The organism is Polycladomyces abyssicola (genome assembly GCF_018326425.1).
Lineage (GTDB): Bacteria > Bacillota > Bacilli > Thermoactinomycetales > JIR-001 > Polycladomyces > Polycladomyces abyssicola.
In genome coordinates, this window is sequence record NZ_AP024601.1 from 2,277,592 (window position 1) to 2,297,640 (window position 20,049).

A 20,049-nucleotide genomic window follows, 5' to 3' on the forward strand; every position below is an offset into this window, starting at 1 on the left:
GCGGGTGAGGGTATGAAACCTTTCATCTTTTTCCAAACTAAGGACGAATCAACATTGAAGGAGGCGCTTGGGATGAAGGTTACCCGCCTTGCGGGTTGGGGCTTGTTGGCGGTGATTCTTTTGTGGTTACCATCAGCTCCACATGCGTTTATGTCGCCGACGGCAGCCAAAGTGGCATATGTCAAAGCCTATCGCGTCCACAACCAACAGCTTGTTCCGATCCCGGTCACCCGGATCACACATCATGAACTGGAACGCGTCTTGAACGGTATTGAACAAATGGCCGGACTCAGTTCCTACCAACTTCCGTCACGGTACCTGCTGTTCCGATTCCCTTCGCCGGTCGTATTGCCGCGTTCTCCCATCGGCTACCCCATCAAAGAGGTGATCGTCACGCAACCTGCTTCGACGTGGGATGCCCCGCGATTGCTGGTTCGCAACACACAACGCCAATGGGTGGAATACCGCACTTCCCGCCCGCTTACCCATTTGATCCACCAATTACAGCGTCCAAACAGCTAGGAATTGCAAACCAATCCTGCCTCTGATGGAGGCAGGATTATTTATGTCCCTTTGATTCTCCGCTTCCGACACTTGACATGAAACCAATCGGTTTCATATAATCGATGCGAAACCTAATGGTTTCGTATCAAATAGAGGAGGATCACAAAATGCAGGGAAGTAACAGAGGTACACTTCCGGCCATCCGTCACACAGCCGTATTTCAGGCACCTATTCAAAAAGTATGGGAAGCTGTTTCTACATCAGAAGGCATCGCCGCATGGTTCATGCCCAATGATTTTCAACCAAAAGTAGGACATGAATTCACATTGCAGACCCCTTTCGGCCCCACACCATGCAAAGTGCTGGAGATCGATCCTCCACACCGACTTTCCTTTGCCTGGGGTGAATCCGGTTGGCGCGTTTCATTTGAATTGAAGGATTTGGAAGGCAAAACGCAGTTTACCCTAATTCATTCAGGTTGGGGAGAACCTGATGAAATCTTCCCGGAATCGGGATTAACACACTCGGAAGCACACAACAGAATGGATCATGGTTGGAAGTCGATTGTGACCGAAAAGCTTCGCGAGGTGGTAGAGGCATAAGATGGGTGCTGCCTTACCGAAACATGACGTATTTCAGGCGATTGCCGATCCTACCCGCCGTCAGCTTTTAAAGTTGCTGGCCGATGGGGAGATGCATGTCACCGGGATCAGCGAGCACTTTCCGATGAGCCGAACAGCTGTTTCCAAGCATCTGCGCATTTTGTCGGATGCGGGACTTGTGAAGCAGCGAAAAGTCGGGCGGGAGACGCGATACAGCCTCCAACCAGAGCCGCTGCTCGAATTGAAGCATTGGCTCTCCTATTTCGAGCGGTTTTGGGAAAACAAGATGGTTGCACTGAAACACTATGTGGAATCGGAGGAAGTGGACGGCCAATAGCCTCAGAAAAAGAGACAATGATGGTTGGACTGCCGGCAAAGTGGGTTGTACCATTCGCGATTCCGGGTGCGCCATTTTCCTTGCTAACACCAAGGGTCGCTCGCGGGGGAAAACAGCCAACCTCTATTGGGGAAGCGGGCCGAACTTCCCGTTGAGCCCGCAGGCTATGTCAACAAGCTGGAGGTGACGATGGTCGCCTCTCTTTTCGTATTTCAGCAGGTGATCAAGGATTCGTCCATAGGGTCCCATCGCCGGACGATCAGACTGACATTATGTCCCCCGAAACCGAATGAATTGCTCATCACCACCTGCACATCCCGTTTTCGGGCCGTATTCGGGACGTAATCCAAATCCAACCCTTCGTCCGGCATTTCAAAATTGATGGTGGGTGGAATCACGCCATGTCGTATGGTTTCTACCGATGCGATCAGTTCCACCGACCCTGCCGCACCCAACAGGTGTCCGATCATCGATTTGATCGAGCTGATCGGAACTCGGTACGCCGCCTCCCCAAACACTCGCTTGACGGCCATCGTTTCCACCGCATCGTTGGCACGAGTGCTCGTTCCGTGTGCGTTAATGTAATCCACTTGTTTCGGGGACAAGCCCGCATCGGCCAATGCCCGGATCATCGCTTCGGCGGCAACGGCGCCGTCGGGAGAGGGAGCCGTGATGTGATGGGCATCCGTCGTCGCGCCGTATCCGATCAATTCGGCAAGAATGGGGACGCCTCTTTGCAGAGCATGCTCCAGCGACTCCAACACCACCACACCTGCTCCCTCACCGGCGACAAATCCGTCCCGTTCCCGGTCAAACGGCCGACAAGCCTTCTGCGGTTCCCCGTTTCGCCTGGACAATGCGCGAATTCGAGAAAAGGCGGCCAACCCGAGGGGCGTGATCGGCGCCTCCGTACCGCCGGCAATCATCACATCCGCTTCCCCATATTGGATCATTCGCATCGCTTCACCGATGCAACTGCTTCCCGTCGCGCATGCCGTCACCACCGCCGCGGAAGGCCCTTTGGCTCCCAGCGCGATCGCGATTTCACCCGATGCCATGTTGGCCAGCATGGCAGGTGCCAAATACGGGGACAACTTTCCGTTTTGCAACACCTTTTGGTACTCCTCCTGAATGCGATCCAACCCGCCGCTACCGGTTCCCACCATCACCCCGACGCGCACCGGATCGACCCGATCCATCTCCAATTGTGCATGCCGAACCGCTTCACGCGCCGCTACCAGCCCGTACTGAGCAAAGCGGCTCATCCGGCGTGCCACCTTGGCCTCAAAATGATCGAGCGGATCGTAATCCGGGATCTCCGCCGCAATCGTTGTCGGAAATCCGCTCGGATCAAAACGCGAAATGGACCGCACACCACTCCGCCCTTCCTGCAATCCCTCCCAAAAGTCGGGCACGTCTTGGCCGATCGGGGTCAATGCTCCCATACCGGTGATGACGACGCGCTTTTTCATGCCGTTCCCCCCTGAATCCTGTGATGTCTCCATGTTATTATGATTGGGAAATGATGGTTTTATACTGCGGAGAGCGGCTTAGACAAATAAGATCACGAAAATGGAAGGTTTAGCGGTTCCTTCGCCGAGGATTACGTTGTCGCCATGTTGGATGAGCTGGAAACTCCCGTTTTATCCGCAAGCGCTTTACGGTGGCATACTGATCCATTAACCCAGCTGATGGCGCGCCGAAGAATCATCCTGCCATCCGAACTTGTTCTTTATCCAGACGGATCGACCAATCCGGGCGCACTTCCCCCTCCACAGCTACCATCACGAGCACGCAGGTGGATTGATGGTAGTATGTCGAGAAAAAGTGCCAGGTCTCATCTTTCCAAATTTCCTCCGTATACAACGGTGACGTTCCCGCCTTCTCCAACGCCACGCGCACGTTCTCCCCGGACAGCTCGATGTGAATCCGCCAATCTCTTTCTCTTTCTTTCAATCGGTCGTATGCCGCCTCGGCGCTTGACTCATCCGCGAATGAAACAGCCACAAACGGTTCGGGCTGCCTCTCTTCCGCACTGTATCCGCCGATGAACACCCTTTCGGGTTGAAACAATCCGGTTTCCGGTTGTTTGTTCATTCGATTCTCCCCTTTAATCAAAGAAAAAACAAAAAATAGTTTATTTTCAAAACAAAACAACGAAACAAACACCCCCCATCAAACGATGGAGGGGGAAGTGAGAACCGTTCTCCTGTCTTGCCCAGCGGCCAGGAAAACGGCTCTCTATTTTCCCGTAATTGACAGCTTAGTTGATCTCCAGGATTTTGAACTGGATCGTCCCCGACGGAACCGGGACATTGATAATTTCGCCTTCCCGTTTTCCGATCAGTTCGGCACCGATCGGCGACTCGTTGGAAATTTTGCCTGCCGTCGGGTCAGATTCCGCACTGCCGACGATGATATACGTTTCCTTTTCTCCATCTGGCAACTCCTGAATGGTTACTTTGGCTCCAATGCTGACGTAGTTTTTGTTTTGCGCATCCTGATTGATGATTTTGGCGTTGCGAATCATGTTCTCCAACTGTACGATCCGGGATTCCACAAACGCTTGTTCCTCTTTGGCAGAATCGTATTCGGAGTTTTCGCTGAGGTCGCCTTGCGCGATGGCTTCTTTCAAACGTTGGGCGACTTCATGCCGCTTTTTCGTTCTCAGGTATTCCAACTCTTCCTTGACTTTGGCCAGACCTTCTTCGGTCAACAATACTTCTTTTTTCTGTTGAGACATACCGATTCCTCCCTTATCGACAAAACCATCCTCTTTGTCGCGGCCGGAATCCCGCCCAGTGTCGTGTTCCATTCATATGCAACCAGTTGTTTGAATTATCACGCACTTCCTACAACCGCGCAAAGAAAATGCAGGATCGCTCACCCCGATGAAATTACGAATGTTGCTGATACCACTTTTGGGAAGTAAGCGATTTCATGACCCTATTTGTGCAGGATTTTTTTCGCCAATCGAAAGTTGATTGCAGCTGAAAAATATCTTAACACATTTGTTGCATTCGTCCAAGAGAGCAAGTCCATTTTTTGCAAAGGCGGCTTGAACGTCTTACAATGTCCAAAGGGACATGATTGATCACGAGACGAAAAAGGAGAAGATGTGATGAACGTGCTAAAACTGGTCGGAAAATTGTTTCTCGTGTTCCTGTTGTCGGTGCTGGGTATCGTATTTTTCGTTTCATTGCTCTTCCCCCTCTATCCTGTGCATCGCTCCCTGATGCCCGTGATCGTAGGACAGAACACCGCGTTTGTGCTGGCCGCCTTTCTGGTATGGGCATGGTTGGAAAAAAAGCCGCTTGATGAGTTGGGTTTTGCGGAACCGTCCCCATTTCGCTCATTCCTTCGCGGAGCCGGTTGGGGATCATTCGGAATCGCTGTTCCGTTTGTGCTCCTGTTGACAACCGGCTGGCTGAGGGTGGACGGATTCCACTTCTCCTCGTCGACGGTGACGGATTTCACATCCGCCCTGTCCGGCTTTTTGATCGTTGCCTTGGGTGAAGAAATCCTGGTCCGTGGCTACATACAGACCCTCATGGTACGACAATGGGGACGCATGATCGGGATCATCACCGCATCCCTACTATTTTGTGCCCTCCATTTGGGCAATCCAAACCTCTCTTGGCTCGCTTTGTTCAATCTCTTTTTGGCGGGTGTCATGCTGGGGACGGCCAAAGAAGCTTTTGGCGGATTGTGGACACCGATCGGGTTTCATTTTGCTTGGAATCTGTGCCAAGAGACGTTGTCGCTCCCCGTTTCCGGTCTGCATCTGATTGAACATCCCGTTTTGATCACAAGAGAAACAGGGCCCGTTTGGGTGACCGGCGGCGGGTTCGGACTGGAAGCAGGGGCCGCCGTCACCGTTTTGCTCATATCATTAACGGCGGCTTTTTGGCTCCAAAACCGCAATCGAACGAAATCCGATCATTTCCATACTTCCGGGTTGACCAGATGAGGAGGTTTCTCACCGCGGAGAACAGACAACAGATTCTCCGCGGCCAACTTCGCCATTTTCATCCGCGTTTCCCATGTGGCACTGCCCAGATGAGGGGCTAACACCACTTGCTCCAGCTCGGCCAATCCCTCCGCCAAACGAGGCTCGTCTTCGTATACATCCAGTCCAGCCCCGGCAATTTCCCCTTCCTGCAGCGCCCGCACCAGCGCCCGTTCGTCCACCAACGGGCCACGGGCGGTATTGATGAGATAGGCGGTTCGCTTCATCCGACGCAATTCCGCTTCCCCGATGAGGTGGTGGGTCTCTGGCGTATACGGCGCATGAAGCGACACGAAATCCGCTTTCGCCAACAGCTCGTGCAAGGGTTGATAAACGACGCCCAGTCTATTTTCCTCCTGCGGGGTGAGTCGTGTGCGGGAATAGTAAAGCACACGCATGTCAAAGGCTTGGGCGCGACGAGCAACCGCCCGGCCGATACGCCCGAAGCCGACGATGCCCAATGTGGAACCATACACGTCTTTCCCCAGCATAAAGCGGGGTCCCCAACCCTGCCAGCGGCCGGAACGGGTCAAACGGTCCCCCTCTGTTACCCGGCGCGCCACATCCAACAACAACGCCCAGGTCAGGTCCGCTGTAGCTTCCGTCAACACATCAGGGGTGTTGGTCACGGGGATGCCCCGCTTGGTGGCTTCGACGACGTCAATATTGTTGTATCCGACGGCATAATTGCTGATCACGCGCAAACCGGGGCAGGCGTCCATCACTTCCGCGTCAATCCGGTCGGTCAACATGCACAGGATCGCATCTTTGCCGCGAACCCCCTTCAATAGTTCCTCCCGCGACAAATCCCGGTCCCGAGCACCGATCGTCACTTGTCCGTATTGTTTCAATTGCTCCGTCACTTCCGGAAACAGCTCGCGTGTCACGAAAATGTGTACCGACATGGAGTCCACTCCTGATTGTCTAGATATTGAGACTGCTGACAAAGTGGTTTAGCGATTCCATTTCGGGAGAGCCGTTTTCTCTCTCGCTCCTCTTTCGGCAAGCTCAGAGGTCGCCCGTGGGAAAACGGCCACCCTTTTTGAAAGGAACGGATCCGAATTTTCCGTCGAGCGACTCTTGCTATAGAGAGGAAAAGGGAAATCGGAGTCGGCGAACTTTGTCAACAGCCTGGATATGGTGGCTTGTCAGCTATGATGATACACGAAACCACCATCTTTATCCAGTTAGCTTACTGGATAAAGCCGCTTGGGACACCTAAAGAGCCCAGGTGCTTCAGCCATGTGGAGTGTCAAAGGTCATGTCGGAACACGAGTTGCCCCCGCTTGTAAGTCGAGTGAACGGTCAAACGCTTCCCCTCATCCCCCCACATTACCTGGACAATATCGGGGGAATCGCCGACCCGCCATTTTCCATCAACCGACCACCCCAAGTACCGTGCAGGTGAAACGGAGGCCATCCACCAGGCTGTTTCAAGCGGGGTCAAACCCCTGACCACCAAGCGCGAAACAGCCTCGATCAGCGGACAGGCCGATCCGGCCAGTAACCGCTCGTCATGTGCCAAATGCAAGCGGTTATCCGGGGTCAACACCACTTCTCCTCCGACAGGGGTTCGGTATTGACCGGGAGGCATGCCGCCCAGCGCAACCACATCGCTGACCAACACCGCTTTTTCCCTCTTCACCCGCAGGATGACGCGAATGACGGCATCAGGGAGATGGTGTCCGTCGGCGATGAAACTGGTCCAAAGCTCATCGGCAGCCAGCTGTTCCCACAAATAATTGGGATGGCGTGGTAACATCACATGGGCGCCGTTGCCCCAATGGGTGCTCCAAGTCGCCCCCGCCGCCACCGCCTCCCTGATCTGCTTCGGAGTTGCTGCCGTATGACCGATCGCCACTTTGACACCGCTCGCCACGCACCGTTCGATGAAGCGCGAACTGTCCGGCCACTCGGGAGAAAGTGTGATCAGACGGATTCGCCCTTCCGCTGCTTCTTGCCACCGGCAAAACGTTTCCCAATCCGGCGGGCGCACCCACTTACGGTCATGGGCTCCCCTCGGGCCGTCTTCCGGCGAGACAAATGGCCCTTCCAAATGAATCCCACCGACGGATGCATCCACCATCGCGTCTTCCCGACAAGCACGCGCCAAGGTGCGGAGGGAGCGCGTGATCGCTTTTTCACTGTTGGTAATCACCGTCGGAAAAAAGGTGGTGACGCCGGTCTCCCACAACGATGCGGTTAACTGCCGGATGTCATTCGTATTGAACAAAGGGGCGTTTACATCCAACCCTTTGTAACCGTTCACCTGCAAATCGATCAACCCGGGAGCCACCAGAGGCGCGTCATCCGACACCTTCTCCGGTTCCACCACTTCGTAAATACGGCCTTCCCGGATCTTCAACCGGATGGGCTTTCCCGTCTGCCAATCCTTCCCCTCAATGATGTGACAGGTCATGGGTAACACCGCTTGATTCCAAATCCAGGTACAACGTACAATCCGGATGATACCGGAGAATGGAGGCCGGACAGGAAGTGCTGACCGGTTCGCTCAACGTTTTGGCGACCGCGATTCGCTTGCTTTTTCCGGGTACGGCACAAACCAGGTACCGCCCCGACATGAGCGCCGGAATGGTCAGGGTCAACGCATGAGTGGGAACGGATTCCAGATCATCGAAACAACCGTCGTTCACCTGTTGTCTGCGACAGATGGGGTCCAATGCCACGCGTTTGATCACCTCCGGATCTTCGAAATCGGCCACCGGCGGATCGTTGAAAGCCAAATGACCGTTTTCTCCGATACCCAAACATACGATGTCCAGCGATTTTTCCCTGATCAATCTGGCATATCGCTCGCATTCGGCATACGGATCACGGTTTCCTTCGATCACATGCACGGTTCCCGGGCGAACGCGGTCAAACAGATGGTGATGCAAAAAATGGGCGAATCGTTGGGGTGACGATTCTGGCAATCCGATATACTCATCCATGTGAAACGCGATAACACGCGACCAATCGATTCCTTCGGCCTGACACAAAGTATCCAGCATCTCCAATTGGGAAGGGGCTGCGGCGAACACCATGCGCACCTCGGATTGCTCCTTCAGCAGTAGACGCAGGCGCTCCGCCACCGATTCCCCCGCCGCCCGTCCCAATTCCCGACGGTCGGCATATACTCGCACCTTGAGCCGATCCACCTGTTTGGTGAACAAGGGCTTGACGGAAGAAACCAACTCGTTCCCCCCCATGAAGTAGATTGTGAGGACGTGTCTGAATCTTGCCCGCTTCGATTCCCGGCTCAACCAAGGCAGCTCACCTAGGAAACGTTTCCGCCTGACCCGACACACCCTCAACCCATCAGGCAAACTCACAGATTCGACGCAACCCGGAAATGGATCGGCGTGTACCGTCCGCCGGTGTACCGCCTTTCGGAACGTAATGGGTTTCCACTGTATATAACCCGGTATACCCATCCCGTTCCAACGTGGACAATTGCTTTTCCAAACAGGCCTCCCCTTCGCCGATCGGTACGCATTTCCCTCCTTGTTCAGGAGTGTAGATGGCATCTTTCAGATGGACGTGTCCGATCCAAGGCCGTACCTGTTCATACCCGTCGGGAAACGGTACCTTCCCGCCGTATCGTTCGTTTCCGGGGTCCCATAAAACACGCAGAAACGGGGAATTCACCTTGGCCGCCAACAGCGCCACCTCGTCGGCGTAACCGCCGTTGGTGGAAGGTTCGTTTTCCAACCACAGAGCCACGCCCGCTTCCTCGGCCAACCGAGCCGCCTGATGGAGATGCTCCGTCACCTCATCCACGTACTGTTCCGGGTTGCGTTCCCGCCAGAAGGAGAAGATACGAATGCCGGGTGCCTGGAAAAAACCGGCCACTTCCAGTGCCCGTTTCAACATGTCCATATGGTCGTTCACCGTGCCTTCGGAAGCAAAAAAGGTGTCACCGTGCTCCACCGGCCGGTTCGGATCCAATGCGCATTTGAACACAGGGGAAGCCAGACCGGACACCCGTCCCCCCCGCTCGGCCAACGTGGAACGAAGATGGCGTAACCGTCCCGGCTCTATGTCCATCACATTGGCCCTCCACACGGACCGAAGCTCCACATAGGGAAGTTCATACTCTTCGACAAAAGCGAGTACTTCGTCCCAATCCTGAGACACTTCATCCGTCAACACACTGAGACGCGAAAAGACCGTCATCATTCCCACCTTTCTGCTTCGCTTGGAGAAAATTGCCCGCGATGATGTTCTCTGCTTTCGGGGTCTTCGCTCAGACAGGGCTTGGTCAGTCGCTCACCCCGCAAGCATTTGCTCTCTTACGGATTTATAAGACACGCCCTCGTTCGTTGCTCACTGGGGAAAACATAGCCCTCTTACGAAACCAAGGTTACCGTTACTTGGCCTGCTGTCTTTGGCTGGCGACCGCCTGAATCTTTTCGAGCGCCTGTGCGATCGAGGCCAAATCTTGGGATGTCCCCATCAACGCCGACTGCGGTAACCAAACCACTGTTTCGTCACAAGCACGCTCTGCCGACGGACATGGAGGGATGTCTTCCTCTTTCACGCCGAATTGTTCCCAAAGCGCTTGACGCATCGCCCGGTTTCGGTGAAGAGGGATATACCCCGGTGCCGCCGGAATCCCTTCTGCCTGCAAACATCGGATGAACGTGCTCTTGTCCATCCCCCCGAACGCTGCAGGGTCATACCGAAAGAGGTATAGGTGCCATGCATGAGAAGTGACACGTGAGTCTACACTAAGCGGTTCCACACCGTCGATATGAGCCAACAAACCGGACAGTGCTGCCGCGTTCACCTGTCGGCGGTGCAATTGCTCCTCCGCCCGATCCAATTGACAAAGCAAAACGGCGGCCTGAAATTCGGTCATCCGTAAGTTCCATCCGATGCTTTCATGTTGGTACCACAACCCCCCCGGTACGCGGCCCACATTGTGAATCGACCAAGCGCGGGCAGCGAGGGCATCGTCGTTGGTCACCACGATTCCGCCTTCTCCAGCCGTGATGTTTTTACTCGATTGAAAGCTGAACGTACCGAGGTGACCGATCGCACCGACTCTGCGTCCTTTCCACGCCGCTCCGTGCGCCTGAGCCGCGTCTTCGATCACGGTGAAACCGTACCGCCCGGCAAGCGCCATGAGGGCATCCAAATCAGCGGGATGACCCGCCAAATGTACCGGAATGACGGCCCGTGTCCGACTGTTCACCCGTTCTTCCACTGACGCCGGGTCGATTTGCATCGTCTGTGGATCGACATCGGCGAAAACCGGACGGGCTCCGACCGCCAAAACTGATGTGGCTGTCGCGATAAACGTGTACGACGGCACGATCACTTCGTCTCCTGGACCGACACCCGCCGCGCGCAACGCCACCTCCAACGCCAATGTACCATTGACAACGCAAATGCCGTGTTTCGCATCCTGAAAAGCAGCGAACCGTTCCTGAAACTGCTTCACTTTGGAACCATCCAAGGCTCCCCATTTTCCTGACCGCAACACTTCAATCAGTGCCCGCTCCTCTTCGGCCCCGAACACCGGCCACGCGGGAAACGGTTCCGTCCGTATTGGATCTCCTCCGTCAATCGCCAATCGGTTCATCCAGCAGCGCCTCCCTGATGCTTTTGCTGCCGATAATAGGTGACGACTTTTTTCAATCCGCTGGCGATCGCACGTACATGCTCTTCGGTAAACCCTTCGTTCCATGCCAACAAGATCATTCGCTCCGCCATCGCTTCGGCATGCGGGCACAAACCGTCGGGATAGATGATTTCCTCTTTCCGCACCCCAACGAAAGGATAGCCAGACCGACCATACGTATGACGGTCCCGAATCGCCGGAACCTTGTACATCGGTTCCACATACCCGGCCCGTGCCGGCAACCCTTCCTGCTGAAGGGCATAGGCCAACACCTTCGTGCTTATGCCGAGCGATTCGGTATCGACATGCATCGGATACAGCCAATAGCTCGCACGGTCACCCGGTCCGAGCCGGATGGGACGTAATTCCGGCACATCCGACAATGCCAACGTCAATTGACGGGCGCGCTCCTCCCGCCTTCGCACCACATCATCCAGTTTTTTCAGTTGGGCCAGACCGACCGCCCCCTGCAACTCCGTCATCCGGTAATTGGGAGACAAAAAGAGATGAGTGCGCAGATTTCCTTCCCGTGGCCATCCCTTATCTTGAAACAGGCGAATTCGCCATGCAAGCTCCTCGTCTTTGGTGATGGTCATGCCGCCGTCACCGCAACTCATGTGTTTGGATTGTTGAAAACTGAAACAGCCAATATCCCCGATCGTGCCGACCAGACGTCCTTTGGATTCTGTCAAAAACGCTTGCGAACAGTCTTCGATCACCCTTAACCCGTAACGACGGGCGATGTCGAGGATTGGGTCCGGATCGGCCGGCCGGCCGAACAGATGCACGAGTATGATCGCCCGCGTGCGCTCGGTGATGCGCTGTTCCACCGAGGCGGGATCGAGACACCAGGTTTCCGGATCAATGTCGGCGAAAACGGGAACGGCATTTTGCATCAGGATGGGGATGATGGTACCGAAATCGGTGATGGGAGTGGTGATGATTTCATCGCCGGGATCGGGGTTGATCGCTCCGATGGCCAAATGGAGAGCCGCTGTCCCCGACGTGGATGCAGTCGCATGAGGGACGCCCCACCGCCGTGCAAACGCCTGCTCAAACACTTTGACTTTTGTACCTTCATTCCTGCCCAGCCGCCCCGAGCGGATTACCTCGGTCAACTCCGCCAGTTCCTCCTCGCCAAACGTTCTGCCGCTCGCATCCGAAACCGTCGGCAGACTCCCCGGCTCGATCACCGGCGTGCCGCCGTCCTTCGCCAAACGCCCCTCCCAAGCTTCCACCATATCCCTCCTCAACCAGTTGTATCTTACCTGTCTACAAATTTATCCAATCCCTCCCTAGGTGTCAATTGAATGTTCTGAAGTTTTCCCCGATTGACGAAGTAGGAATGTTATGATAATTTTCCCATAGATGACCATATACATGTAGGAGACAGGTGAAGGGAGAGGATGGACCAAAAGGGGGTCAACACGATTTCATCGTCCACCAGCCTTACTGTCTGGTCACGGCATGATCGATATGAAATGAAGGAGTGATGAGGGTGAAATCCTGGGTATCCCGGATCGCGCTGTCCGTAGTCCTCGTATTGTTGCTCGGCGCCCTCGCGGGCTGCGGCATCCCGAAAAACGACGCTGATAATCCGAAGAAATCGGACGGTCCGATTACGCTGGAATTTTGGACGATCAACTTGAAAAAGGATTTCTCCGATTATATTCAAGGTCTGATCCAGTCATACGAAAAGGCCCATCCCAATGTGAAAATCAAATGGGTGGACGTCCCCGGACAGGAAGTGGACCGCAAGCTGCTGGCCGCTCTTGCTGCGGGTGAAGCGCCTGACGTCGTCAACTTGGACAGCATGAACCTGCCCAAATTCGTTGACCAAGACGCCCTTGCTCCTGTTGACGGGTTGCTCCAGCCAAACGATCTGAACGCCTACTTCGCCAACCTGCGCCAAGGCCTCACGTTCAACGGCAAACTGATGGCTGTGCCGTGGTATCACGCCGGTCCGTATATCGGTATGATCAACACGGATCTGTATAAAAAAGCCGGATTGGACCCGAACAAACCGCCCGCCAATCTGGATGAAGCACTCCAGCACGGCAAACTGATTCATCAGAAACTCTCCAACGTATACGGCTCCAACACGTTCCCCAACATCATGCTCATGGTCGCCGAAGGATTGCCGATCCTGAGTCCCGACAAGAAAAAAGCCGTCTTCAATTCCCCGCAACACGTCCAATTCGTCCAAAAATTCGTCGATGCTTACAAAACCGGTGCCATCTCCAGCGGCGTGATCGGCAAAGAGGAGCGTTCCCTGCCGCAAAACCTGGAAAACGAACAAGTCGCCATCGCCACGATGCAAGGAGCCTTCAACCTGACAAAAATCGAGAAAAACGCACCCAACGTCTTTCAAAAAATCAAAGTGACCCCGCCGATGAAAGGAAAAGCAGGCATTATCCCGCTCAAGGGCATTCAGACCCTCGTCGTTCCCAAAGCGAGCGCCCATCCGAAAGAAGCGGCCGATTTCGCCAAGTTCGTCACCAGTCCGGAGAATCAGTTGGCATTCTGCAAACTGGTCCCCATCTTCCCGTCGACCGAACAGACACTGAAAGATCCCTTCTTTACCCAATTTGAAGTAAAGACCAAACAGGATGAAGCCCGCAAGATCATGGTTTCCTCGATGAAAGAAGTCGTCAGCGATACCTTGGGCATTCAAAACGAGCAGGATTTGCGCGATGCATTTGATGAAGAAATGCGTGCGGTGCTGATGGGGAAAAAATCGGTCAAGCAAGGTCTGGATGATGCTGTGAAGAAATGGAACGAAAGCCTCGCCCAGTCTCAGTGATGCTTCGTATGTGAAACTACAGAACCGATCGTTCAGGGACGTGTTTTCCCGCCTTCCGTCAACTGTGCCGATGCACCCCGACGGGAAAACCGTCCCTTGTTGCATCAACCGTTGTTTCGGATGTGACTGGTGATTACTGTCCACATTGCTTTCCCGGCTCGCTCTACCTGCACCCTGGGAGCGAGCGAAAAGAGACTACCCGAATAAATCGCTTTACCTGACACACCCTTATCGACCGCTTTTCATCTTCGTAAAAGGAGGCGATGTGATGTCGATGCCCACACCGACACAACCGGTCCCGCAGTCGCAAGTCCCCCCTCGACCCCGTACCCGCCTTGGCCTCCGCCGTTTTCCCTGGGTGCCGTATTTGTTTTTGCTACCGGGGGTGGCGTTTTTCGTTATATTTGACTACATCCCGGCATTCAACGCTTTGTATCTCTCGTTCACAAAATATCACGTACTCTCTCCACCTGAGTGGGTGGGACTGGAAAACTATCACGACATGCTGAATGATCCATCGTTCTGGAAGGCGCTGAAAAACTCATTTGCCTATATGGTGATCATGGTTCCCATGTTGGTGGTAATCCCGCTATTTCTCGCCATTCTGGTCAATCAAAAACTGAAAGGCATCCATCTCTTCCGCGTCGCCTATTACCTACCCGTCGTCACGTCGATGGTCACGGTCTCGATCACGTGGAACTATCTCTATCACGAAAGCGGTCTTCTTAATTATCTGCTGATCACGTTGGGGATTTTGTCCAAACCGATCAGTTGGCTGTTGGACGTGAACACGGCCATTTTTGCTGTGGCTCTCGTGGAATCTTGGAAATCGATGGGCTTTTACATGATCATTTATCTCGCGGGTTTGCAGTCCGTTCCGCAGGATCTGATCGAAGCGGCCCGGGTGGACGGTGCCAACCGGTTGCGAATCATATGGCACGTCATCATCCCGATGTTGCGGCCGTTTGTCGCTTTGTGCGTGGTCATGGCTGGCATGGGTTCGATGCAGGTGTTTACCAGTGTGTTCATGCTGACCCAGGGCGGACCGCTGGACAGTACGACCAATTTAACGTATTTGATCTACGATCTCGCTTTCCAAAAGCTGAACATGGGCTACGCTAGCGCGGTCGGTATGGTGCTGTGGGTGATTCTATTGGTATTGTCCATATTGAATTTTCGACTGTCCCACGGAGGTGAACGCATGCAATGACCCACAAAAGATGGAGCCGGTTGAAGCGGATGGCGAAAACCGCAGGGATGTATGTTGTGCTTACGGCGATCGCCTGTCTGTTCGTCGGCCCTTTCATCCTGCTGATCTCCACCGCCTTCAAATCGGACAGTCAGCCGGTGTTCAGCTTTCCGCCACAGTGGATTCCCGATCCGCCGGTATGGGACAACTTCCATCAGGCGTGGAACGATATCCCGTTCCCTCGTTACATGTTTAACTCGTTTTTCCTGGTTGGCGTCATGGTGCCGCTACACCTTTTTCTTGCATCCATCACTGCTTACCCGCTGGCACGGATGCGTTTTTTTGGACGAAACTTCATCTTTTACGGGATTATCGCTACGATGTTTATTCCACCCGAAGTGATGTTGATTCCGCGTTTTCTCTTGGTTAAAACATTGAACATGACCGACAGTTACTGGGGTATTATCATCCCCGGACTTTTGGGGGGATTTGCCGTCTTTCTCATGAGACAGGCCTATCTCGCCATTCCCAGAGAGTTGGAGGAAGCGGCCATTATCGACGGATGCGATCCTTTTCGCATGTGGTGGAGCATCATGTTGCCGCTGACGGCTCCCACCACCGCTGCTCTCGGCGTTTTTTCGTTCATCTCTGTGTGGAATTCGTTCATCTGGCCGCTGATCGTACTGAAATCACCCGAGCTTTATCCGTTGTCACTCGGCTTGGCCTACTTGGCCGGCACCTTCGGATTTGATGTCAAATCGCTGGCCGCAGGTGCCGTCATCTCGGTCACACCCATCATCATCTTCTTCCTGCTGATGCAACGGTATTTCATCTACGGAATGCAGGGTGCAGTGAAAAAATAGGAAGGTTACAGAACAAAGTCGGTCCACCGACCCACGTCCAAAACGAATCCCCCACAGCAATTCACCCACCCTTTTTGAGCCGGGTGGGTGATACCAAACATTATATCTTCCACTCGTGCAGTTCCAAACGCCGAACGCCATGAACCACATACGGATCACGTTCCGCCATCTCTCTAGCTTCCTCCAATGAATCGGCGATGTACACCACCATTCCTCCCGAACCGTCCGCAAATGGTCCTTTCGCAAAAATCTTTCCCTGTTCAGCCAACTGATCCAGATACGCCAGGTGATCCGGCCGATACTTCTGGTTCAGCTCCGGTTTCTCCATGTGCAATATGGCCGCAAAATATGCCATCGACGATCGATCTCCCTTTCTTTTTTCATCTATTTTAGCCATAGCAAAAGGGAGCAACAACTCCTCACGTCAACAGAAATCGAATCTGTCAGGTTCCCTGTTCATCCATCAACATTTTCTTTTTTTTCTCCTCCCAGTTGCAGAACGTCCTTGTACCGCTGATAGACAAACGAGACAGTCAGTAGGATCAGACCCAGACCGATGAAGGAGAAGATACGATACAACGTATCGAGGAAGGACAAATCCAAAATGAAAATCTTCAGGATCGTGATGCCGAACAGTATGATCGACGTGATCCGAACCGTCTGGACCCGGCGGATGATCCCGATCACTATCAGTCCGATCGAGTATAGCAACCATACGCCGGAAAGAGAGAGTTGTTGCAGGTTTTCATAGAAATGAATGGTGTCGGTTTTGGATGGATTGGTTGCAAGAATCAACCGGTCAAATATGTCCCTCGTCTCAGTGGACAACAGTTCCCAGATCAGCAGAAAAATCGCCACGTGCGCCGTCAAAGACACCCAACGAGCAAATCGCGCGATACCGGGAGCTGTCTGCAACTGCCGTTTCAACAACCATCCGCCGACAGCCAAACAGACAAATGCCGCAAACCGCATATTGAACACCGGTACAAACTGACTCACGTCATGAGGATACCCTTCCCCCAGCACCATCGCCCACAAAACGGCCAGCACATACGTACCCGCTCCTGCCCAAACCGGAACCCCCAACCGGAACCGAGAACCGATCCATCCCATCGCCAATGAGTAGAGGAGCCAGGCAATCACATTCCATAATGGCTCTTGATTTGGCCACGCGTCGTGCGTCACCTTTTCCAGATAAAACGACCACACATCTGCCTGAAACGAGATCCAGCATAAAAGCGTGAACGCTCCCACACCGTGCCACACGCGGGACATCACCATTCCTGTTTTTCCCGGTAAATGTCGGGCCCACCATCCCCCGATCGCAAGGGACGCCGCCAATACCCCTGAATGCAGCGTTTGCTGGTTCAAGAATGGCCATAACTGGGTGATATCGAAGGATTCACTTCGTTCGATCCACATCCAAAATGCCAAGAAGGCCAACCCGCTGGCAGCAAACCAGTCCATACGCGATTGCCGCACTGAACCCATTCGAGCCACTACGGCCGCTTCGATTGCCCAGATGATGCCCAGTGTCACACCGGAGAAAAACATCGCCGTTGCTACAGCCGCATGAGTAAGTGCCGACATCCGGTACTGAACGGCTTCGACAGTGGCCCATCCACGCCGGACGGCAATGTGCGACAGCCAGAAATACAACGCACCTGCAAACAACAACAGCAAACCGCCCCATTTTTCATAGTTCTGATACGACGCGGCGTAGGACAGGCTCAGGAACCATCCCGTATTCACCCCAGCGACGATACGCCCGATCATCTGCGCCGTTTCGGACAGATGTTGGCTACGGTTGGCACGGATGGTATCAAACCAGGTAAACAACGCCCAATACAAGGTGAGGAACAGGATTCCCATCCACCACTGATCATGACGGGAAAGGAATGCGAACCAAACGACATACAGGAGATAAGTAGCACCTGCGGTCATCGGCAACAACCATGAGAGCCACACCATTTTTTTCCGGATCACCCACAACAATCCCGCTGACAACAGGGCGATGTAGCCCAGCAGTCCGATATCGTTGGGATTCTCGGAGCTGAGCAGAAAGGGGGTCAGATATCCACCGGCCCAACCCAGTACGGAAATCGCAAGCGAATCATGACGGATCGCCACCCAAAAGGCAAGGACCGTCATGGCCGACATCAGCAACAGTGCCACGGATTGCGGTACCAGATGATAAAAGTTGAACGACGCATACACAGTCAGGTAACCGATGGCCACGCCTGCTCCAAACAATCCCTGGGCAAAAATGGGCAGACCTTTATTGTGCCATCGGGAACCCAATCCCAGCAATGCGGCGGTCACCAATGCACCGATCAACACACGAGCCGTTTCATTCAGCCACTGATGATCAAACGCATATTTGAGGAAAAAGCCCAAACCGATCATCAGGGCAACGGCACCGACCCGATTTAACCATTTCCCTCCGATCAGCATCTCCCACTCCGCACGCGTACGTGACGGTTTGGTGGGGCGGAAAGCAGCAGGAGAACCTGCGGTAACTCCCGGCGTAGCAGGAGCTGGAGCCGGCCGGGAGGGTACGGACGGTACCGTAACCGATGGGTCCCAAGTCCAGTGCGGGGGTTGAGGGACATCAGCCGGCGAAGGTGGCGGTACCGATGCTTGGGTTTCACGGCCAGGCTGCGGCATTGTCTGTATACCATGCTCCAAATCCGCCATGCGCGACTTCAGTGTTTTGACTTGTTTCCATAAAGAAACCACTGCGAAAATCATGCCGAAATAAATAATGGACAGAACAAACAAAAATAACACCAGCAAAGTGAGAAGAAATCCATCCAAATCCAAAGCTTGCCCTCCTTTTCCAAATCTTTTCCTCCGGTCTTTTCATATTATGATGAAACCCTGTTATTTTCAACCATTTCCGACATCGCACGTATCCGACGCAAGTGTTTTGACTTGACAAACTTTTCTTTCAAATGTTATTTTTTCATTACAATCCTTTTCCATGAATTAACATAAAGGAGAGGATGACCACGAAACAGGTTCGATATGCTCTGGCCGGATGCGGCTCCGTTTCCCAATTTCACGTCCAAGCCATCCAATCCATTCCGCAGGCGGAGCTGGTCGCCGTGTTCAACCGGACACCGGAGAAGGCACAATCTATCAGCGAACGAACGGGTGCGGCGCGACATACGGATTACGCGGATATGCTGTCCCGTCCGGACGTGGATGCGGTGATTCTCTGCACCGCCAGCGGTTTGCATGCGCCGATGGCTCTGGAAGCGATTGAGGCGGGCAAACACGTTGTTATCGAAAAACCGCTCGCACTCACATTGGAGGATGCCCGGGAGGTAATCCACTCTGCCAGGGAAAAAGGGGTCACACTATCTGTCATTTCCCAACGTCGTTTTGAACCGGCCCACCAAGTAGTGAAAAAGATGATCGACCATGGTGAGTTCGGCAAGATCCTGAGCGCCGAGGTACATGTGCGGTTTCACCGGACACCGCATTACTATGCCTCAGGGGATTGGCGCGGCACACCCGAGATGGACGGCGGCGCCCTGATGAATCAGGCAATTCATTCGATCGATCTGTTGTGCTGGTTGTTGGGACCGGTACAATCGGTTTCCGGGGTTGTGCACACGCGCGTTCACGCGATCCGTGCCGAAGACACGGCTGTGGGGTGGGTTCAATTTATGGATGGTGCAATTGGATTGATTCAAGGCTCTACCGCCATGTATCCCGGATTCGCCCCGGAACTCCATATCTACGGAGAACGCGGAGCGGTCCGCATCGTGGGTACCGACATCGTTACCTGGACGTTTGAGGGGAACCAACCACCTCCACCCGATCTCGCCACGTCTGCCGGCACCAGCGGAGCAAGCGACCCCCAAGCGATTGGTGCCTACTATCATGAACAACAACTGCGGGATATCACGGAAGCCATACTAGATGGAAGATCCCCGCTCATCACCGGAGAAGACGGCTACCGTGCCTTGAAGGTCGTTCTGGGCATTTATGAATCGGCGAAAACAGGCCGGACGGTTGTTTTTTCACCCGAACCGGTGACGGGGTATTAAAGAAAATCGGGGAAGCTGAGGGGGGCCATCCGAATCCGGCAGAAGGAGTGTGCAAAGG

General features: G+C 54.0%; 19 protein-coding genes. 8 read left to right on the plus strand and 11 right to left on the minus strand.

The window, feature by feature from the left end; all coding sequences use genetic code 11:
• Positions 1-72 precede the first annotated feature (72 nt).
• From KI215_RS11430 to KI215_RS11440, 3 genes are all read left to right on the plus strand, one after another.
• Positions 73-522 (plus strand): hypothetical protein, encoded by a 450-nt coding sequence (locus KI215_RS11430; RefSeq protein WP_212772853.1) that lies wholly within the window; start codon positions 73-75, stop codon positions 520-522.
• Positions 523-671: 149 nt separating this feature from the next.
• Entirely contained in the window at positions 672-1,106 is a 435-nt protein-coding gene (locus KI215_RS11435; RefSeq protein WP_212772854.1) for an SRPBCC family protein, read from the plus strand.
• Position 1,107: 1 nt separating this feature from the next.
• Entirely contained in the window at positions 1,108-1,443 is a 336-nt protein-coding gene (locus tag KI215_RS11440) for an ArsR/SmtB family transcription factor (protein WP_212772855.1), read from the plus strand.
• A 212-nt stretch (positions 1,444-1,655) separates the two neighbouring features.
• Here KI215_RS11440 and fabF read toward each other — a convergent pair whose 3' ends face one another.
• The 3 genes from fabF to greA form a co-directional block, all read right to left on the minus strand.
• Positions 1,656-2,915 carry a beta-ketoacyl-ACP synthase II gene (fabF, locus tag KI215_RS11445; RefSeq protein WP_212772856.1) on the minus strand — a complete coding sequence of 420 codons (1,260 nt, stop codon included), beginning with the start codon at positions 2,913-2,915 and terminating at the stop codon, positions 1,656-1,658.
• A gap of 235 nt (positions 2,916-3,150) precedes the next feature.
• A complete protein-coding gene (locus tag KI215_RS11450; protein ID WP_212772857.1) occupies positions 3,151-3,540 on the minus strand; it encodes a hypothetical protein in 390 nt (129 codons plus the stop codon).
• 166 nt (positions 3,541-3,706) lie between these two features.
• On the minus strand, positions 3,707-4,186 hold the full coding sequence (gene greA / locus KI215_RS11455; protein WP_212772858.1) for a transcription elongation factor GreA: 480 nt from the start codon (positions 4,184-4,186) through the stop codon (positions 3,707-3,709).
• Between the two features lie 378 nt (positions 4,187-4,564).
• Between greA and KI215_RS11460 the strand changes: the two genes are divergently transcribed.
• Positions 4,565-5,413: a CPBP family intramembrane glutamic endopeptidase gene (locus KI215_RS11460; RefSeq protein WP_212772859.1), complete on the plus strand. Its 849-nt coding sequence runs from the start codon at positions 4,565-4,567 to the stop codon at positions 5,411-5,413.
• Here KI215_RS11460 and KI215_RS11465 read toward each other — a convergent pair.
• From KI215_RS11465 to KI215_RS11490, 6 genes are all read right to left on the minus strand, one after another.
• Positions 5,383-6,357: a 2-hydroxyacid dehydrogenase gene (locus tag KI215_RS11465; protein ID WP_212772860.1), complete on the minus strand. Its 975-nt coding sequence runs from the start codon at positions 6,355-6,357 to the stop codon at positions 5,383-5,385. The two genes, KI215_RS11460 and KI215_RS11465, sit on opposite strands and share 31 nt — an antisense overlap.
• A 347-nt stretch (positions 6,358-6,704) precedes the next feature.
• Complete coding sequence (locus KI215_RS11470; RefSeq protein ID WP_212772861.1) at positions 6,705-7,871, minus strand: N-acetylglucosamine-6-phosphate deacetylase; 1,167 nt, start codon at positions 7,869-7,871, stop codon at positions 6,705-6,707.
• Entirely contained in the window at positions 7,852-8,646 is a 795-nt protein-coding gene (locus KI215_RS11475; protein WP_246512100.1) for a glucosamine-6-phosphate deaminase, read from the minus strand. Before KI215_RS11475 ends, KI215_RS11470 begins: the two co-directional genes overlap by 20 nt.
• 124 nt (positions 8,647-8,770) lie before the next feature.
• Positions 8,771-9,628, minus strand: coding sequence for a sugar phosphate isomerase/epimerase family protein (locus KI215_RS11480; protein ID WP_212772862.1), 858 nt, complete (start codon positions 9,626-9,628; stop codon positions 8,771-8,773).
• Between the two features lie 193 nt (positions 9,629-9,821).
• The gene (locus tag KI215_RS11485) at positions 9,822-11,039 is read right to left on the minus strand and encodes a DegT/DnrJ/EryC1/StrS family aminotransferase (protein WP_212772863.1); all 1,218 of its coding nucleotides are present in this window, start codon (positions 11,037-11,039) and stop codon (positions 9,822-9,824) included.
• The gene (locus tag KI215_RS11490) at positions 11,036-12,316 is read right to left on the minus strand and encodes a DegT/DnrJ/EryC1/StrS family aminotransferase (RefSeq protein ID WP_212772864.1); all 1,281 of its coding nucleotides are present in this window, start codon (positions 12,314-12,316) and stop codon (positions 11,036-11,038) included. Before KI215_RS11490 ends, KI215_RS11485 begins: the two co-directional genes overlap by 4 nt.
• A 260-nt stretch (positions 12,317-12,576) precedes the next feature.
• Between KI215_RS11490 and KI215_RS11495 the strand changes: the two genes are divergently transcribed.
• The 3 genes from KI215_RS11495 (at position 12,577) to KI215_RS11505 (ending at position 15,933) form a co-directional block, all read left to right on the plus strand.
• On the plus strand, positions 12,577-13,881 hold the full coding sequence (locus KI215_RS11495; protein WP_212772865.1) for an ABC transporter substrate-binding protein: 1,305 nt from the start codon (positions 12,577-12,579) through the stop codon (positions 13,879-13,881).
• A 268-nt stretch (positions 13,882-14,149) separates the two neighbouring features.
• Entirely contained in the window at positions 14,150-15,091 is a 942-nt protein-coding gene (locus KI215_RS11500) for a carbohydrate ABC transporter permease (RefSeq protein WP_246512101.1), read from the plus strand.
• Positions 15,088-15,933, plus strand: coding sequence for a carbohydrate ABC transporter permease (locus tag KI215_RS11505; protein WP_212772866.1), 846 nt, complete (start codon positions 15,088-15,090; stop codon positions 15,931-15,933). The genes KI215_RS11500 and KI215_RS11505 overlap by 4 nt, the downstream gene beginning before the upstream one ends.
• Positions 15,934-16,033: 100 nt before the next feature.
• Here the strand turns inward: KI215_RS11505 and KI215_RS11510 are convergent, their stop codons facing one another.
• Both KI215_RS11510 and KI215_RS11515 read right to left on the minus strand, forming a co-directional pair.
• Complete coding sequence (locus KI215_RS11510) at positions 16,034-16,288, minus strand: YciI family protein (RefSeq protein ID WP_212772867.1); 255 nt, start codon at positions 16,286-16,288, stop codon at positions 16,034-16,036.
• 101 nt (positions 16,289-16,389) lie between these two features.
• Positions 16,390-18,756 (minus strand): DUF2339 domain-containing protein, encoded by a 2,367-nt coding sequence (locus KI215_RS11515; protein WP_212772868.1) that lies wholly within the window; start codon positions 18,754-18,756, stop codon positions 16,390-16,392.
• Between the two features lie 182 nt (positions 18,757-18,938).
• Between KI215_RS11515 and KI215_RS11520 the strand changes: the two genes are divergently transcribed.
• Entirely contained in the window at positions 18,939-19,991 is a 1,053-nt protein-coding gene (locus tag KI215_RS11520; protein ID WP_212772869.1) for a Gfo/Idh/MocA family protein, read from the plus strand.
• The last annotated feature ends 58 nt before the right edge of the window (positions 19,992-20,049 follow it).

Bases quoted from the DNA above. Each gene is read 5' to 3' on its own strand.
- KI215_RS11430 (WP_212772853.1), top strand. From the start codon at position 73: ATGAAGGTTACCCGCCTTGCGGGTTGGGGCTTGTTGGCGGTGATTCTT.
- KI215_RS11435 (WP_212772854.1), top strand. From the start codon at position 672: ATGCAGGGAAGTAACAGAGGTACACTTCCGGCCATCCGTCACACAGCC.
- KI215_RS11440 (WP_212772855.1), top strand. From the start codon at position 1,108: ATGGGTGCTGCCTTACCGAAACATGACGTATTTCAGGCGATTGCCGAT.
- fabF (WP_212772856.1), bottom strand. From the start codon at position 2,915: ATGAAAAAGCGCGTCGTCATCACCGGTATGGGAGCATTGACCCCGATC.
- KI215_RS11450 (WP_212772857.1), bottom strand. From the start codon at position 3,540: ATGAACAAACAACCGGAAACCGGATTGTTTCAACCCGAAAGGGTGTTC.
- greA (WP_212772858.1), bottom strand. From the start codon at position 4,186: ATGTCTCAACAGAAAAAAGAAGTATTGTTGACCGAAGAAGGTCTGGCC.
- KI215_RS11460 (WP_212772859.1), top strand. From the start codon at position 4,565: ATGAACGTGCTAAAACTGGTCGGAAAATTGTTTCTCGTGTTCCTGTTG.
- KI215_RS11465 (WP_212772860.1), bottom strand. From the start codon at position 6,357: ATGTCGGTACACATTTTCGTGACACGCGAGCTGTTTCCGGAAGTGACG.
- KI215_RS11470 (WP_212772861.1), bottom strand. From the start codon at position 7,871: ATGACCTGTCACATCATTGAGGGGAAGGATTGGCAGACGGGAAAGCCC.
- KI215_RS11480 (WP_212772862.1), bottom strand. From the start codon at position 9,628: ATGACGGTCTTTTCGCGTCTCAGTGTGTTGACGGATGAAGTGTCTCAG.
- KI215_RS11485 (WP_212772863.1), bottom strand. From the start codon at position 11,039: ATGAACCGATTGGCGATTGACGGAGGAGATCCAATACGGACGGAACCG.
- KI215_RS11500 (WP_246512101.1), top strand. From the start codon at position 14,150: ATGTCGATGCCCACACCGACACAACCGGTCCCGCAGTCGCAAGTCCCC.
- KI215_RS11505 (WP_212772866.1), top strand. From the start codon at position 15,088: ATGACCCACAAAAGATGGAGCCGGTTGAAGCGGATGGCGAAAACCGCA.
- KI215_RS11510 (WP_212772867.1), bottom strand. From the start codon at position 16,288: ATGGCATATTTTGCGGCCATATTGCACATGGAGAAACCGGAGCTGAAC.
- KI215_RS11520 (WP_212772869.1), top strand. From the start codon at position 18,939: ATGACCACGAAACAGGTTCGATATGCTCTGGCCGGATGCGGCTCCGTT.